This is a genomic window from Lachnoclostridium sp. An138, from assembly GCF_002160765.1.
Taxonomy (GTDB): domain Bacteria; phylum Bacillota; class Clostridia; order Lachnospirales; family Lachnospiraceae; genus Laedolimicola; species Laedolimicola faecalis.
Genome location: NZ_NFLF01000026.1, coordinates 1 through 15,011 on the forward strand (window position 1 = coordinate 1; position 15,011 = coordinate 15,011).

Genomic DNA, 15,011 nt, shown 5'->3' on the forward strand with positions numbered 1-15,011 from the left:
ATAATCTCCTTTGCACACAGGCGGTTGTCCTTTGTCAGCGGAACAAAGGTCAAATGCAGGTGGGGCGTTTTCTCGTCCATGTGTACCACCGCCGACACGATATTTTCCCGTCCTACCCGGCCAATGAGGAAAGCCGCCGCCCTCTGGAAAAACGCCTGTATCTCCTTTGGGGATTTCCCCTTGAAAAACTCCGGGCTGGCAGTTACCAGTGTATCGACAAACCGTGTGCTGTCTTTCCTCGTCCGGCATCCGGCCTGCTCGATACGGCTCTGAATGAAGTGGTAATAGCGTCCCTCCGGCTTGACGATATGGAAGTTGTATTTACTCCGGCTTGTGTCAATGTCGGGATTGCTGGCATATTGTTCTTTCTGTCTTTCGTGATGGGCTTCCAGCGGCCTTGCCGGGTTGCCCTTGTGCTTCTCAAACCGCAAAATTGCGTGTTGTGCCATTCTGCTCCTTTCCCCATTCCTTTCCTATCCAGGGTTTTCCACAGGGAAAATCCCGCCAGAATTATCTCTGATACGATAGGAATGGAATGGATATAAATAAATCATTTTAATCTTTGTATTTCTATATACCGTCTGGTTTTCGTACTTCTCAAGATTGATTTCCGTACTTCAAGGGTACGGTTTTCAGTCCTCCGGCGTACCAGAACGGGATTTCTTGAAGTCGGTGTTTGGAACCGCTTCATAGGATTTTGGGAAAATGCGGTTGGGTTTTCCACAGCCCTGCTTCTGGATTTCCACCAGTCCGGCGTATTGCAGTTCCCGCAGGGTGTTCACCGCTTTTTGCCGCCCACAATGGAGCAATGTGACCACTTCACAGATAGGGAAATACAGGAAAATCCGTCCGCAGTCATCCGCCCACCCATTTTTGCGGGATAACTCTGTCCGGCGCAGAATAAAGGCATACAGAACCTTTGCCTCGTTGGACAGGAGCTTGAACGTGGGGGCTTCAAAGAGGAAATTCGGGAGCCGGGTGAAGCTGAACGCCCTTTCCGGCTGATGGATATAGATGGTATTTGTCATAGTGCGTTTTGTGGACGGTTAGAAGCCCGTTTTCCGGGGCGGGCGATACTTTATACCACCTGCCCCGGTTTGGGGCTTGCGAAGCCTGATAAATCAAGGCTTTTTTCGCTCCTAACTGTCCACAGCAGACCTCCTTTTCCGTTCACTTTCTGTTTTCTGCCGCCTGTGAACTCTGGCGGCACAGCCGGGGCAGTATTTTGCCCGGTTGGATTTGGGGACGAACACACCGCCGCAGACCTCACAGCGTTTCAAGTCCTTATCCCGGAAAATCTCCGCTTCCAGCGTCCCGTCCAGCGGCAAGACCGCCCAGCGGAACCACTTACAGCAGACCGAGAAAGAAATCGTCTGCGGACAGGTGCAGGTGTCCCCATCGTCAAGGACAATGCAGTTGCCGTCCTCACAGCAACAGCACTCCCGGCGTATCAGGCTGGCCGCCTGTTTTCTCTGCGCCGGGGTCATGCGGTAAAGGGAACCGTCCGGCCTGCGTTCCAGCGGCGGCAAGTCTTTATAGGGGTTATCTCTCATGCGTTCCCTCCATTTTGCTTTCCGTTGCCGTTCTCCCCGAAAAGGTTTCCTGCCTCGTCGTCGCAAGCTGCGTATCGCTCGTTTCGCCGCAAGCGGCAAAACTCACTCGCTCCGCTGCTCCTCCTCTCCCCACAAAGCCATGCGGCTTTGCGGGGGCCCCGACAATAGCGGCGTATTCCGGCGTTGGCACGCTCCCGCAGCTTCGGGACATTTTGTCCCGAAGTCCGGCTCCTTGCGGTGCTTCCCCAGCTGGGGTATTCCTTTTCGGACGGTCATTCTGTTTTCAAGGTGCTGTCCATCGATGAACTACCCTAAGTCTACACGAAAAAAATGCAATCCCCGGAATTTTGCGAGAATTGCATTTTGATGAAGTTTACACTTTGGAAATTGAATTTTTGCAATCATTCTGTATAATGGAAGTATGCGGAGGAGGTGCGTGTTTATGGCTTTACCCGGAACACCCGGACAGCGGATTTCCGATTTATGCAACGGGAACCACATCACACAAAAGGAACTTGCGGAGAAGATAGGCGTTTCCGCTTCCCAGTTGAGCCGCATTGTCAGCGGCGAAACAAGAACGGTAAGCAGTGATATTCTCATAGGTGTGGCAAAGGAATTTAAGGTATCGACAGACTACATACTGGGCTTGTCTACCGTGAGCGTCCGTAAAAGCTACGATATTTCTGAATTAGGTTTGTCAGAGGGAGCCGTGAGGGGGCTTGTGACGGGTGCTGTTGATGTGCAAATACTCAATCGCTTACTGGAACACAGGAATTTTCCCAAGCTGATAGATTTGATACGGATTTATTTTCAGGACACGGCGGCAAAGGGGATAATGGCACGAAACCAGCTTATAGAGATGGCAACGGCTTCCCTGTCCGACCTGATGAAAGAACACCCGGAACGCCGGGCGGAAGCAAAGCAGGATTTACAGCTTTTGAACGCCCAGAAGATGGGGGAACATGAAGCGGAGATAGAGAAAATCAAAAATGTGTTCCTGGCTATCCTGCGGGATATTAAGAAAGATATTGACAACGGGGAACAGCCGGGGGAAGCTGTGACCGCCGCTATGTTCCAAGCCATGCGGGACGCACTGGCGGAGCAGAAACAAAAGCCGCTTTCCATTGACGATGTAACGGCGATGATAGCCGGACAGATCGGACAGCTTGCACCGATGGATAAAGAAACTGTTGAAATGTTCCAGCAGTTTGCGAAAAAGGTAATTGAGCAAACCAATAAATAATCTATGTAATGTTAGAGGTAACTAAATGAAAAAAATAGGACTTATCGGAGGGATTGGCCCCGCTTCAACAGTAGAGTATTATTTGGGACTTATACAAAAAAGTTTGGCAGAACAAAACAACAGCATATATCCAGAAATTGTGATTGATAGTGTAAATATGCTGAAACATGATGTGGCGCTCGAAAATGGCGACTATTCAGTTTTAGGAGAATATTTACTTTCCAGTCTCTCTAATTTGAAAGCGGCTGGTGCAGAAATTGCTGCTATTACCGCAAATACAGAACATATCGTGTGGGATAGAATATGCAATAATTTTCCGCTACCTGTAATTAGCATTGTCGAGGAAACTGTTAAGGAACTTAAGCGGCTTCGTTTCAAAAAAGCACTTATCTTTGGTACAGAATCAACTTTGCGTAGCGGTCTTTATGAAAAGGCATTAACAGTAAACGGGATAAAAGCGGTTATACCATGTGACGCAGAAATATCTCTATTAGGGAAACTGATATACCCCAATTTAGAGAATGGCATAGTAATTCCGAGCGATAAAGAGAAAATGATTGCACTGGCAAATAAATACATTGAAAAAGAAAATGTAGATGCACTCATTCTCGGCTGTACGGAACTGCCACTTGCCATAAAGTCTGAAGATGTTAATATACCAATCGTGAATACAACCCAAGTACATATCAATGCAATTTACCAATATGCAATTCGATAAAAATAGCAAAGCCAGCCGAGCCAGTCAACGGTCAAGATGAACGGCGCATTTCATGCGCCGCCGTTGACAGCCCCGCCCGCCTTTGCTAAAGGGTAATCAAGGCGGGAAAGCCCTAAAATGGCTTCCCGCCCATTTCAATTTTGAGAGAAAAATCGCTCCGAAATTCAGAAAGAGAGCGGCCAAGCACTTTAAGGGATTGGCCGTCTTGCCCACCCATTTAGCAGGACGGTGGGCGGCGGTCAAGGCCGGGTGCAAACCCGTTCATTTCAGCCTTGACGGTTGCCCGCTGTCCTGCTACTTTTCCGGGAGTGTGGCCACAACTTCGGGACACTTTGTCCACAAGTCGGAGCGTAGGACGAGGGACGGGGGCTTCATATACCTGCCGCCGTTCTCTGAAAACAGACTGTTTTTTTGCTCATTCCCATTCGCAAAAATTCAGCCTGCTTTCCTGCCGGAGCAAACGGGGCGCATAAAGTACCGCACCCCGTTTTCCCCGCCAGCCACGCCAGCAGGTATAACACACTACACTTTGCTTCGCAAAGTCGTGTGCCAAATGGGGGCTTTGCCCCCTTTGGAAACCCCCACAAGAAAAGGCGGTATGCTACCCCTCCACGGGGCGCATACCGCCTTTTCTTGTTATCCAGCCCTCCGGCTGTATCGGTTGAGCAAAAGTTAGCGTGGGATTGGTGTGGTATCTTTATCTAAGTGATACCCCATTTTCCCAATTTGAGATGGTCTGGCGACTCACTCCCAATACTTCAGCAATCTGTTCTTGTGTTAATTTTTTCTCAATTCGGGCTGCCTTGATTTTGCTTCCAATATCATGCTCCATGCCACTGCACCTCCCTTGCATTTTTATTGTAGGGGAAACACCCTATATCGTCTACCAAACGGCTTTTACATCACTTATCATGTACGTCAAAATCTTTTTACATCTGCTGTGCTTTTCACTTTTACCCCGAAAAATCCATATTTATCGCTTCCAATTCATTCAGTTCCGTCCTGGGCGGGTACCGCATTTCATACTGTTCGATTGCCAAGACTCTCACGGTGTCCCGTCGGTCTTTCATCCGCTTCTTCAGCCACGAAAGCTGTTCTTTGGATAATTGCCAGGGAAGGTTGACAAGCCGGGTAATCATCATTTCTTCTGCCTGCTTTTCTGGCGGTAGGGCAGCGCAAATTTTACAGATATGCGCGGCATGGCCTTTGCCGGAAAATTTTTCGTTTGCCTTGTACTCGCCGCAGATTTTACAGTAGTGTCATGCTTTTTCATGCCATGCCCTCGCAACGAGCGAACAACTGCCGAACCGCATCCATGACCGTATTCCATTCGATGTCGGTCGCATAGGAAAACTTTTTCTGATAGGCCGCCCACAGGTCCTGCATGACCGGGCTGGTCTCCACTTCGTCAAAGACTTCGGTGGCCTCAGCCAGATGGCGTTCGGTGCCGCGCTTATGAGCTGTTGCCAGCAGTGCGTCATGGAGAATGTGCGGGTCCAGAGTGCTGTCATAGAGTTGTTGTAGGATGGCGATGTCGTAAAAATCTCTCATACGGGTGTTGGTCGTAGTCCGGGTAATGATGGTCTCCAGCTTCTCCGCAAGCACAGTTTCCAGGTTATAGGCCCACACATCAATGGATCGGTCCTCCAGCATGAGCTTAAAGCTGTACCGTACCTCTTTGGGAGTAATCGCATCGCCAGTGGAAATGTCGATTTTCAGCGGCGTGCGCACCCCGTCAAAGAGTGTTGTCATCGTCACCCGGATGCCGGGATATTCTGCTTCATCCATGATCTCCGAGATGCTTTTCACCCGGAAGGTAACATCGTCATCAATGGGAACAGCGATGATCTCAGCTATCATGTTCTCTACGTCCTCCACATTGACGTTGGTTCCCTTAACCGTTGCGTCCAGGTCCATCGTGGAGCGGGCATCCAGACCGACCATCGCGGCCACCAGCATCCCGCCTTTGAGGATAAATTTGTCCCGGTAGGCCGAGAGAGAAATGCGCTCCAGGAACCGCTCCATCATGTAGTTTCGCATTAGGATCTGCGCGTCCGCAGCGTTTTTCCTGGACAGGTTGCGGATCAAATCTTTCAGCTGCCTTGCTGTCTTTATCATAAGAGTACCTCCAGATACTGGCGTAAAATCTTCTCAACTCGGAACAGCTTTGCGCAGCGCATCAGCGTCTGAAGATCCTTATCCTTCCGTCTGGCATATGCTTTCAAAGCGCCCTGGAAAGTCTGCATTTCCATGTGATTCCGGCTGCGTAGCAGGTCGCAGATCGTCCGTTCCATATCGTAGACCGGCACATCATGGCCGAAAGGCGTCTGCATCGCAATCAGGCCAACCTCGTGCAGCTCCGCCTTGATGGTAAATACCTGGACACCTTCACCTTTGAGCCGGGTAGGGTTATAGCCCGTTTTCACCGTGATGGAATAGGCCAGAGGCTCCCGGTCGGTCAGGTCATGGAAAAACAGCGCTGTTTCATGGGAGAAGATTGCCTGTGGACAGCGCAAGTGCAACAGATACATAGCATCCACCCAAGCATCTTTGGAAAGATAAATCCCATGCGCCGCCTGTTCCAGCCCGCGAGACTGCACGAATTGATAAAAAACAGGCTTTGAGATCCCGGCCGCAAGGACCTGCCCGGTGCGCAGCATCCCATCCTGGTGTTCGAGCAACTGATCCAGTTGTTGAAATTGGCTCATGTTCTTCACCTTCCTTTCATACTAATATTATACGCGAAATTAGCATGAAAGTAAAGTCGAAAAATTGCGGGGATGTATCTCCCGGCAATTCTGCATTTTCGATTCAGCCATACACCGCGTCCTGGATTGCATACCGCAGGTCCTGCACCTTGCCCACCAGCCAGGCGGCGGCCATTGGCAGACCCACCGGGCTGACCAGGAAAACAATCACCAGCAGAATAATGCTGTTCTGCGGCGAGTAGGTCAAAAGCACCGCGATCACCAGCAGCACTTTCTTTCCAGCCTGGGCCAGCCCGATGCCTAAGTTGGCACAGGTGGTCGTCTTGCCGACGCCGCCCTTCTGGTTGGCGACGGCGATGATTTGCGTGTTCATTATGTTTCACCTCGTTTCTGTTGATTGCGTTTGGTTCCTCCCGGCTGTTTGCCGCCACTTTCATTTTCACCTCCGGCGTTTCCCGGATGGTAACATCATAATGGTTCATCGCTCACGCTCCTCTCTAAAAATGGGCAGCAAAAAAGAGCGTCCATTTTCAGAACGCTCTCCAAAAAAGATATTCGTTTTTACCGCGCCTTCTCCTGTTTCAGACGGCGGGTTGGGATTGCCAGCAACTTGCGCACCCTGCCTTCCAAATGCTTCTCAATGGCCTGCAAATATTCTTCCGGCAGGCCCAGGCTTTCGTGGCGCTTGAACCGGAACCCGATCATGCGGCGGAGCTGCTCTTTCTGCTTTACCCCCATGACCTCCGCACACACTTCCTCATAGGAGATGTTGTAGGGGTTAGAACGGGTTTTTGCATACTCGTCCAGATTCGCATAATCTTCCTTACCGGCATAGCAGAACAGGGACAGCCCGTTGTCAAAAATGGGGGCGGGCGCAATGATGTTGCCGCTGTGGTTATCCCGCAGAACGCCAAAGTTTCCAAAGTGGCGGTCCTCATTGTAAATCAGGGCGTCAAAAACCAGCATACTGCGGATTTGCTCGGAAAACTCCGGCCCCAGCTTGTCATAGTAGACAAGGCAGGCGGCAATGCCCCCGGTTCGGACAATGCGCCCGATGGGGATATAGGCTGTGTCGATGTTGGTAAACAGGGCGCACTTAGAGGCGGTAATGCCTTTCCAGTTCTCCAGGTCATAATGCACGGCGTTCAGACGCATGGTTTCCGCAATCTGCGAAGCATAATACTCGCAGTACGGCTCCCTGCCCGCATTGGACGCGCCGGTCGTGCCGCCCTTGTAGAGATAAATCCCATCGTGCTCCACATATCGCCACGCTTTGGGCAGCATACCGCCTGTGGTCAGCTCCGGGGATGTGGTAAACGCCTGCCTGCTCCCGCCTGCGCCGGTATAGGCCACCAGCGCCAGTATCTCGGAAAAGCGATTTTCGTAAAGATTGTATTGGGAGAACTTCCCCTCAAATCCCTCCGGCACCACCCAATAGCTGTCGTTGAGCGACAGCCCCTTGCACACGTCGATAATTCCCTTGGTGTCGCCCAGGCTAAGGCCAAGGGTTTTCAAAATCTCGTCCACAAAGGCGCGGTTTTTGGGGATAACCCGCCGCTCCAGCCAATGGATGACGCCCTTGCCGGTGCGCTCCATATCCAAAGGCAACAAATGGGCCTGCTCTTCGTTGGTGTATAAGATTTCGGCTACAAGGCCGGACAAGCCCTGCTTTTCCATGGAAAAGCGCATTAGCTCTGTATCATAAATGCGGAGACTGTAAACATGACTCATAGGCTCCTCCTTGTCGTTCAGTTCCAGTGAAACATCCTTTCCCAGCGCCGAAGCGATTTTTAAGATCATATCAAGCGTGGGGTTCTGTGTCCCACTTTCCAGGCGGTTAATGCCGGAACGCTGGATTCCCAGCCGCCTTGCCAGCTCTGCCTGGGAAATGCCCTGCTCCAGACGGGCCTCCACAAGCTGGGATATGATTTTCTGCCGTTTGCGCAGTTCATCCATACTCTCACCTCACTGCTTCAATGTTAACATATATGATAACAATTTGCAAGAGGGAGAATCTGTCAAAGATGCAAAACCGGCACTCACCGCTCCGGCTCTTTGCCGTGGCTGCCCCGAATAAGAATCCCCAGCCGGTGGCACAGAAAATCATTCACATCCTTTCCACGGGTCGGCGGTTTGTTCTCCACCCGGTAGCCCTCCGGCATGACAGCCATGATCGCCTTGGCAGCCAGCCGGCCAGCGGTGTCATTGTCCAGATGAAGATAGATGGTTTTCACATGGGGGTGGTCCTCCAAAAATCGGGTGAGGGCCACCGGCAGCTTGCTTTCCTCGATCTTTTTCTTTGGCTGGTACACCCCGGCCAGGGACAGCAGATTGTGCCGCCGCCAGTCGATCCCGTGCTTGGGCTTTTCCTCCTTCGGCGCTGGCACAAAGGAAGGCGGCGGGATGGCCGCCCTGCCGGAGATGGTTTCCATGGCCTCCAGAAAGGAATAGCCGTTGACCTTGATGAGATAGTCCAGCGCACTGTAACCGCCGATCCCACGGGAAAACCAGCACCATTTGCCGTTGGAAATCCGCAGGCTGTCACCTGCCTGCCAGTCAAGTGCTTGGCGTTTTTGTAGGTTTCCACGCAATAAATGAGGAAATCGCCCTGTTTGGTCATATCCACCCTTCTTTCGGCACTGTATCACACTCTTAGATCAGTATGTGTCACTTAGCAGGAAGTCCGCCAAATGCACGATCTTCACGCCATTGATATTTCCTGCCGCCAGCTCATCCAGCGTTACCACATATTTCGGATAGTGGTCTTTGATTTCGAGGAGATTGGCAACCTCCCGATCCGATTCCTCCGGCAGCCTGCGACAAACCTGAACGTAGATACGCTCGTCACGCTGCACCGCCATAAAATCAATTTCTTTCGTTTCATTCTTCCCGATATAAACTTCATAGCCCCGCCGCCGCAGTTCAAAATACACGATGTTTTCCAGCATAGCGGCAATGGACTTCGGATTAAAGCCCATGATGCAGTATTTCAGAGAAGCGTCTGCCAGATAGAATTTTTCCCGGGTTTTCAGCACGGATTTTCCCTGCAAATCATACCGCTGGCAGCGATAGATCACAAACGCCTTTTCCAGCCAGTTCAGATAGTTGTAAACTGCCTCCACGGATAGGGAACGTCCCTCGCTTTTGAGGAACTTTGCAATGGCGTTGGCGGAAAAGGTCTTGCCCACATTTTCCACGATATACTTGACAACACGGTTGAACAAATCAAAGTTCATGATGTTATGCCGCTTTGTAATATCGTTGGTAATCACAGAGTTATAGATTCCCTCCACGATCTGATAGGCCGAGCGTTCGTCAAAGTTGCCGAGCGCCACAATGGGGAAGCCACCCAGCCGCAGATATTCGTTTAATAGTTCCTTTGGGGAACGGGAATCTGATTTCTTGAAATCCAAATATTCAGCGAAAGACAGTGTATAAACCGGAATGGAGATATATCGTCCCGTCAAATAGGTCGAGATCTCGCTGGACATCAGCTTGGAATTGGAGCCGGTCACATAAATATCGGTATTGGCATTTTCCAGCAGGCTGTTGACTGCTTTTTCCCAACCGTCAATCTCCTGCACTTCGTCCAGCAGCAGATAGTAGCGCCCGTCGTCGGTCATCTGTTCTTTAATGCCCTGATACATAGCCTTGTCGGTCATTCCGTCGTCAAAATCCTCCGACGTATAGCGCATACTGATAATGTGGTCTGCGGCAATCCCACTTTTCAGCAGATCATCCCGCAGCATATCTAAAATTGTGGATTTACCACAGCGCCGGATTCCTGCCAGTATCTTCACCAGCGGAACATCCCGATAGGTTTTCAGCGTGTTCATATATTGTGGTCGGATAATCATATCGTTCGCCTCCTTGTTCCTTACTAATAGTATAGCGAAAAACTCGAAGAATATCAGTAGTTTTTACTTGTAATCCGTAAAAACTTATTTTTTTCAAGACTTTTTTGGGTTCGAATGAATTTTGGTATGTAAAAGGCGGCATGCTCCTCGGCAGAAAAGGAAAGTTCTCCCTTGCCCTCCAGCAGAGCGCCAATCGCAGGATTTTGGCGCTTCAGTTCCTCCATCTGGGCCTTTAACTTGGTATATTCCGGGCTGGCAGCTGCCAAATCCATCACGATGTCGCTGTCGATTTCAAAGAACTGCTCGGAAATGCGCTCCGGGAGCAGGCAGTAGCTATCGTCCATCTATCATCACCCCTTGTTACGATTTTTATTATACTATACCTGCCCCGCAGCGCAATGGCAAATGTAGAAGGAACGCTGCACCGCAAATGTGCGAGTTCATCCACTTGAAACGTAACAGCGGCAACTCAGAAGAACAAGATAAACCGGATTCGGTTTGGTCAAATCCTTCCAAAATCGGACAAAGGCGGGCAGACTTTTGGGAAAGGAAAAAGCCCGGAAAACCGCATGGTTCCGGGCTTTTTGAGCATTTTTGAATTGGTTTGTCGGGCCTGTTATCTCTTGGAGAACTGAGGCGCGCGACGGGCAGCCTTGAGGCCGTACTGCGCGAGTTTTAGAGCCGATTTTCCTTGATATTCCGGGCTTTTCCGGCTTTTTAGCTCTCGGTTATCCTATGTGGTAACCACAAAAAACAGGGTTTTTTATTGAGCCGGAGCCTGATGGAAAGCACCGTTTACCACCCCAAACAGCTCCTCTGGTTTATTGTACTTCACCTTGGCGTAGATGTCCATAGTTGTTTTGCTGTTTTCATGTCCAGCAAGGTATTGGACGGTCTTTGGATCAACACCAGCATAGAGCAGATTGGTAATGTAAGTGTGTCGCAGCTGATGCGGGGTTACATCAAAGTCCAGCGTATATCTGATTTTGGGTTGATTTTTCTGGGTCATGCCCAGCGTTGGGGTAACCGTGTATTTGATGCTCTGCCCATTCACATACTTATAATAGTTGCGGGGCTTGGTGGACCGGACAACTACATACTTCCATACTCGCTGAAACTGGGATGCAGCCAACGGCTCTCCATTGCTGTCTGCAATCACAAAGTCCGAATGGGAGGTTTCCTTGGCTTCCCGCAGACAATCCACCAGACACTTGGGAATTGGAATGTCCCTTTTGGCTGCTTTACTCTTTAGCACCGTAGAAACCACCGGTCTGTTATGCTCTGTACGCCACGCTCGCCTTACCGATAGATAAGGTGTAGGCTCATCCAGAAATACGCAGTCCCATTGCAGCGCGAGGATTTCTTCTCGGCGCAGACCGGAATACAATCCAAGCATAATAAATAGGTAGGGAGGAAGCCCTTTGACTGTATCCAGAAGCACGGCTACCTGTTGATCTGTCAATGCCTCCCTCTTTTTTGCTGGCTTTCCGCCCTTGCCCGATATTCCCTCACAGGGATTGTGTTCGAGAATTTGGCTCCGCTCTGCCGTGTAAAAAACACATTTTAGGAGCATATTTACCTTATTATACAATCCCTCTGACTTTTTCGACAGCGGGACAAGCGCCAACCGAATATCATCAGAAGTGACTTCCTCCATATACATCTCGCCCAAGGGTTTGATGATATAGTTTTTCATGTCCCTCGTATAGCCTCTGAGCGTAGAGGCAGAAACTTTTGCCGACTGCATGAGCAACCACTTTTCACAATACTCTGCCACCGTTGGATGCTGCCGATGAAAGATGATCTCCTCCACCTGCCGCCGCGCCTCTAATTCCTTCTCATACAATTCCTCGCAAGTAGTGGCGTACAGACTCACCTGCTTGCCATCTGCGTCCATTATCCGGGTCCTGTAATACTGGATTCCTTTTAATGTAATGGTTCCATACTTCGGGACCTCCGGTTTCTTTTTAGCCATCTTCGATCTTCCTTTCCTGATAATGTGCAGTTTCCGTATCTACACTCTCTTTTTATCAGAAAGCCTCAATTTAATCAAAGATACGGCCTGGGCAAAACAAAGAGCGAGACATCCTTGCCTCGCTCCTGTTTCACTTCCTATTTTATTCTTAAACTGCTTCCCAGCCTGCAAATGCGCTGCTCATTGATCTCACCAGCTCATCCGGCCGGTTGTATTTGACCTTTGCATAGATGTCCATGGTAATCTTGCTGCTTTCATGGCCTGCCAGGTATTGAACTGTTTTGGGATCTACCGACGCATGAATGAGGTTGGTGATGTAGGTATGCCGTAGCTGATGTGGAGTAACCTCAAAATCCAAGCTGTAAACCACCTTGCCATTATGAGCTGCCTTTTCTCCAAGAACAGGGGTAACCGTATGTTTTACACGCTTTCCATCTTCGTACCGATAATATGACCGTTCCTTAACGGTTCTGGTAACAATATACTGCCAGAGCCGCTTAAACTGTGTGTAAGACAGCGGTTCGCCATCCCGGTTTGAAACCACATACTCCGAAGTCGAGGTTGCTTTTGCCTCTTTTAAGCACTCTGCCAAACAAACAGGGAGAGGGATATTTCTCTCCGCCGCCTTTGTTTTCAATTCATCCAGGATGACCGGTCTGTTATGCTCTGTGTGCCATGCTCGCCTTACCGTCAGGTATGGAGTGTCCGTATCCAGATATACAGAATCCCATTGTAGTGCAAGAATTTCTTCCCGTCGTAGACCCGCATACAAGCCGATCATAACAAATACATAAGGCGGCAAACCTCGGATCGCGTCTAAAAGGCGTTCTACCTGTTCGTCTGTCAAAGCCAGCCGATCCTCCTGGGGAACGCCGCCCCCTTTTGTCGTTAGATGAATCGTCGGGTTGTGGTCGATAATCCGGCTTTCCATTGCTGAACGAAAGATAGACTTATAAAGAATCACCACGGACTTGTAAACCGATACGGATTTCTTGGAAACTGGAACGAGAGCAAGCTGAATATCGTCCAGGCAGACCTCTCCCATCCGCTTATCTCCCAATTCTGCAATGATATGCCGCCTGACCTTCGAGGTATAGTCCGTCAAGGTGGTTGCTCGCACATGGACCGATTGCATCAGCAGCCACTTTTCACAATACTCGGCCACCGTGGGCGTTTTCCGATGGAAAGTAGCATTTTCAATCTGCTCCAACGCAAGTGTTTCCCTATTGTAAAGTTCTTCAGGGGTTTTCGCGTAAAGAGCTATGAGCTTTCCATTCGCATCTTTGATTCTGGTTCTATAATACAGGACACCCTTTTTCATGACGGTGCCATATTGAGGAATTATTATTTGCCTTTTGGCCAATTCCGTCACCTCCTAAGAATAAACTCCAGCGCTGTACCTTTGTTTTACCAGACATTTTAGATTCCAGCAAGGATACGGAATAGCTCAAACTCTTGCGCTTCGCGGCTTACGATATGTCGTGCTTTTTTCCATCGGCTTTGCACGATGGGTACATTTTGCAATATACTCCTGAAGGCCAGCATCCGTAAAGTACACGCAACCATTTTGCACATACTGAACATAGGAAATCAGCCCGCTGTTGCGCGCTGCATCCAAAGTTGCAATGCTGATACCCAGGATTTTGGCCGCCTCTTTTCGAGAAATCAGTTTTTCCATAAATGTTCCCCCTTTCTGTCAAGGATGTGGTTGTGGCTTTCAAAATCACATGAATGCGCTGGCAGCCAAAACTGCCAGCGCATGGTATCTGACTTTGAAAAGAAAGCTGTACCCACATTGCGATCTGCTGTTGCTAACAGTAGATGGTTACAGCTTTCCTGATCTAATCGGTTATTTTTCGCCACATTTGCCAAGCACCCCTGACGATGGGGACACTTCTGGTCTCCGCTGGCGCGGCTGTCATAACTCCGCAGCGTCGTTTTACTCGTGCGCCGCAGGGTTCCTCCCAAGTCTTTAGGAGGCCGTGAGGAAGTATCTTTAAGCCCCCATGCAGTCATCGCGCCCCGAAGTGCCACCTTCAGGTTCCAGGCTTACGTTGATCGCTCAGGACAACCGATTCATCACCTCCTTGGCTTGTCCTTCTTGGCGGCGCGCCTGATTCGCTCATACATGGGTTATGTACCAGAAATGCCGTGTATTCACTTGTCAATGTGCCAATGAAGGGGAAGAATTGTCCTTCTAATAGTAGTGAAGAAAATGGCGATATTTTGGCCATGTAAATTAAACTTTTTCAATTTTCTTGGCCAGATACTTTAATCCGCGCTTGATACTCTTATATACCCAGCTGAGATCAACGCCTTCAGCCTGGGCGATTTCCTTGACGGTCATGCCCAGGTAGAACCTGGCATAGATCCACTTGGCCTGCTTGTCCGGCAGCTCCATCACCGCAGCATAGAGCTGATCGCGAAACTGCTGGTCCTCCAGGATTTCTTCCGGGGTCGGCGGGGGCTGCACAATGGCCTTTTCAATTCCGTTGTCGCAGTCCAGGGAGTAGTGAGCTTTGTAGTTATACATCTGCCGCAGGTAGCGCGCTTCCGCTCGCTTGTCGGCCAAGAACACCGCCTGCACTTCATCGGTTACTTCCAGATAGGTGTCCGTTTTATAAATATCGGGATACAGCTCCCGAAGATTGATCTTCTGCATTATGTACCTCCATTTCGGTTCACGGGTCCAGTTGACGGGTGAGCCGAAATGGGGCGGAGAACGGCACCGGCACAATTCGAGGCCATTCCACAAAAAACGACAAACAAAAACGCCAGTCTCCCGAAGTGGGAAACTGGCATTAAGTTCATTTCTTTTGCGACTGCCGATTAACCGGCAGGATAATACCGGTGGAGGAGTGGAAAGAGCCGAGGCACAAGCAAGGCTTTTTTTGATGAACTACATATTGCTGCTCTCACGGCGGCTCCCTCCCTGGGCCGCCGGCTCTGACATCACA

Annotated in this window: 17 protein-coding genes and 1 pseudogene; 2 read left to right on the plus strand and 16 right to left on the minus strand. The window is 50.0% G+C overall.

Annotation, left to right across the window (positions count from 1 at the left end; all coding sequences use genetic code 11):
• The 3 genes from mobV to B5E82_RS15710 all read right to left on the minus strand — a co-directional run.
• The coding region (gene mobV / locus B5E82_RS15700) for a MobV family relaxase (protein ID WP_206415729.1) at positions 1–449 on the minus strand (449 nt) is incomplete at its 3' end.
• A gap of 183 nt (positions 450–632) precedes the next feature.
• Complete coding sequence (locus B5E82_RS15705; RefSeq protein ID WP_087231432.1) at positions 633–1,028, minus strand: replication initiator protein A; 396 nt, start codon at positions 1,026–1,028, stop codon at positions 633–635.
• 111 nt (positions 1,029–1,139) lie between these two features.
• Positions 1,140–1,553 (minus strand): cysteine-rich VLP domain-containing protein, encoded by a 414-nt coding sequence (locus tag B5E82_RS15710; RefSeq protein ID WP_002588751.1) that lies wholly within the window; start codon positions 1,551–1,553, stop codon positions 1,140–1,142.
• Positions 1,554–1,995: 442 nt separating this feature from the next.
• Between B5E82_RS15710 and B5E82_RS15715 the strand changes: the two genes are divergently transcribed.
• Together B5E82_RS15715 and B5E82_RS15720 are read left to right on the plus strand one after the other, a co-directional pair.
• On the plus strand, positions 1,996–2,796 hold the full coding sequence (locus B5E82_RS15715) for a helix-turn-helix domain-containing protein (RefSeq protein WP_087308486.1): 801 nt from the start codon (positions 1,996–1,998) through the stop codon (positions 2,794–2,796).
• 25 nt (positions 2,797–2,821) lie between these two features.
• Positions 2,822–3,514: an aspartate/glutamate racemase family protein gene (locus B5E82_RS15720; protein WP_087308487.1), complete on the plus strand. Its 693-nt coding sequence runs from the start codon at positions 2,822–2,824 to the stop codon at positions 3,512–3,514.
• A 715-nt stretch (positions 3,515–4,229) separates the two neighbouring features.
• Here the strand turns inward: B5E82_RS15720 and B5E82_RS15735 are convergent.
• The 13 genes and pseudogenes from B5E82_RS15735 to B5E82_RS15800 form a co-directional block, all read right to left on the minus strand.
• Positions 4,230–4,346 (minus strand): annotated as a pseudogene (locus B5E82_RS15735) (helix-turn-helix transcriptional regulator); the annotation flags it as partial.
• Between the two features lie 121 nt (positions 4,347–4,467).
• Positions 4,468–4,656, minus strand: a complete 189-nt coding sequence (locus B5E82_RS19005) for a hypothetical protein (RefSeq protein ID WP_242966341.1) — start codon at positions 4,654–4,656, stop codon at positions 4,468–4,470.
• Positions 4,657–4,783: 127 nt separating this feature from the next.
• Positions 4,784–5,632 carry a nucleotidyl transferase AbiEii/AbiGii toxin family protein gene (locus B5E82_RS15745; protein WP_087308490.1) on the minus strand — a complete coding sequence of 283 codons (849 nt, stop codon included), beginning with the start codon at positions 5,630–5,632 and terminating at the stop codon, positions 4,784–4,786.
• Positions 5,629–6,222, minus strand: coding sequence for a type IV toxin-antitoxin system AbiEi family antitoxin domain-containing protein (locus B5E82_RS15750; protein ID WP_087308491.1), 594 nt, complete (start codon positions 6,220–6,222; stop codon positions 5,629–5,631). Before B5E82_RS15750 ends, B5E82_RS15745 begins: the two co-directional genes overlap by 4 nt.
• Before the next feature lie 103 nt (positions 6,223–6,325).
• The gene (locus B5E82_RS18750; protein WP_087308492.1) at positions 6,326–6,595 is read right to left on the minus strand and encodes a CD1845 family protein; all 270 of its coding nucleotides are present in this window, start codon (positions 6,593–6,595) and stop codon (positions 6,326–6,328) included.
• A gap of 188 nt (positions 6,596–6,783) precedes the next feature.
• Entirely contained in the window at positions 6,784–8,178 is a 1,395-nt protein-coding gene (locus tag B5E82_RS15760; protein ID WP_087308493.1) for an XRE family transcriptional regulator, read from the minus strand.
• Between the two features lie 83 nt (positions 8,179–8,261).
• Positions 8,262–8,813: a toprim domain-containing protein gene (locus B5E82_RS15765; protein WP_242966342.1), complete on the minus strand. Its 552-nt coding sequence runs from the start codon at positions 8,811–8,813 to the stop codon at positions 8,262–8,264.
• 66 nt (positions 8,814–8,879) lie between these two features.
• Positions 8,880–10,079 (minus strand): ATP-binding protein, encoded by a 1,200-nt coding sequence (locus B5E82_RS15770; protein ID WP_087308494.1) that lies wholly within the window; start codon positions 10,077–10,079, stop codon positions 8,880–8,882.
• 53 nt (positions 10,080–10,132) lie between these two features.
• Entirely contained in the window at positions 10,133–10,423 is a 291-nt protein-coding gene (locus B5E82_RS15775; RefSeq protein ID WP_206415730.1) for a hypothetical protein, read from the minus strand.
• 419 nt (positions 10,424–10,842) lie between these two features.
• A complete protein-coding gene (locus B5E82_RS15780; RefSeq protein ID WP_087308495.1) occupies positions 10,843–12,054 on the minus strand; it encodes a tyrosine-type recombinase/integrase in 1,212 nt (403 codons plus the stop codon).
• 148 nt (positions 12,055–12,202) lie between these two features.
• Positions 12,203–13,417 carry a tyrosine-type recombinase/integrase gene (locus B5E82_RS15785; protein ID WP_087308496.1) on the minus strand — a complete coding sequence of 405 codons (1,215 nt, stop codon included), beginning with the start codon at positions 13,415–13,417 and terminating at the stop codon, positions 12,203–12,205.
• A gap of 84 nt (positions 13,418–13,501) precedes the next feature.
• Positions 13,502–13,732 (minus strand): DNA-binding protein, encoded by a 231-nt coding sequence (locus B5E82_RS15790; protein ID WP_087308497.1) that lies wholly within the window; start codon positions 13,730–13,732, stop codon positions 13,502–13,504.
• A 561-nt stretch (positions 13,733–14,293) separates the two neighbouring features.
• Complete coding sequence (locus tag B5E82_RS15800; protein WP_087308498.1) at positions 14,294–14,716, minus strand: RNA polymerase sigma factor; 423 nt, start codon at positions 14,714–14,716, stop codon at positions 14,294–14,296.
• Between the last annotated feature and the right edge of the window lie 295 nt (positions 14,717–15,011).

Bases quoted from the DNA above. Each gene is read 5' to 3' on its own strand.
- B5E82_RS15705 (WP_087231432.1), bottom strand. From the start codon at position 1,028: ATGACAAATACCATCTATATCCATCAGCCGGAAAGGGCGTTCAGCTTC.
- B5E82_RS15710 (WP_002588751.1), bottom strand. From the start codon at position 1,553: ATGAGAGATAACCCCTATAAAGACTTGCCGCCGCTGGAACGCAGGCCG.
- B5E82_RS15715 (WP_087308486.1), top strand. From the start codon at position 1,996: ATGGCTTTACCCGGAACACCCGGACAGCGGATTTCCGATTTATGCAAC.
- B5E82_RS15720 (WP_087308487.1), top strand. From the start codon at position 2,822: ATGAAAAAAATAGGACTTATCGGAGGGATTGGCCCCGCTTCAACAGTA.
- B5E82_RS19005 (WP_242966341.1), bottom strand. From the start codon at position 4,656: ATGATGATTACCCGGCTTGTCAACCTTCCCTGGCAATTATCCAAAGAA.
- B5E82_RS15745 (WP_087308490.1), bottom strand. From the start codon at position 5,632: ATGATAAAGACAGCAAGGCAGCTGAAAGATTTGATCCGCAACCTGTCC.
- B5E82_RS15750 (WP_087308491.1), bottom strand. From the start codon at position 6,222: ATGAGCCAATTTCAACAACTGGATCAGTTGCTCGAACACCAGGATGGG.
- B5E82_RS18750 (WP_087308492.1), bottom strand. From the start codon at position 6,595: ATGAACACGCAAATCATCGCCGTCGCCAACCAGAAGGGCGGCGTCGGC.
- B5E82_RS15760 (WP_087308493.1), bottom strand. From the start codon at position 8,178: ATGGATGAACTGCGCAAACGGCAGAAAATCATATCCCAGCTTGTGGAG.
- B5E82_RS15770 (WP_087308494.1), bottom strand. From the start codon at position 10,079: ATGATTATCCGACCACAATATATGAACACGCTGAAAACCTATCGGGAT.
- B5E82_RS15775 (WP_206415730.1), bottom strand. From the start codon at position 10,423: ATGGACGATAGCTACTGCCTGCTCCCGGAGCGCATTTCCGAGCAGTTC.
- B5E82_RS15780 (WP_087308495.1), bottom strand. From the start codon at position 12,054: ATGGCTAAAAAGAAACCGGAGGTCCCGAAGTATGGAACCATTACATTA.
- B5E82_RS15790 (WP_087308497.1), bottom strand. From the start codon at position 13,732: ATGGAAAAACTGATTTCTCGAAAAGAGGCGGCCAAAATCCTGGGTATC.
- B5E82_RS15800 (WP_087308498.1), bottom strand. From the start codon at position 14,716: ATGCAGAAGATCAATCTTCGGGAGCTGTATCCCGATATTTATAAAACG.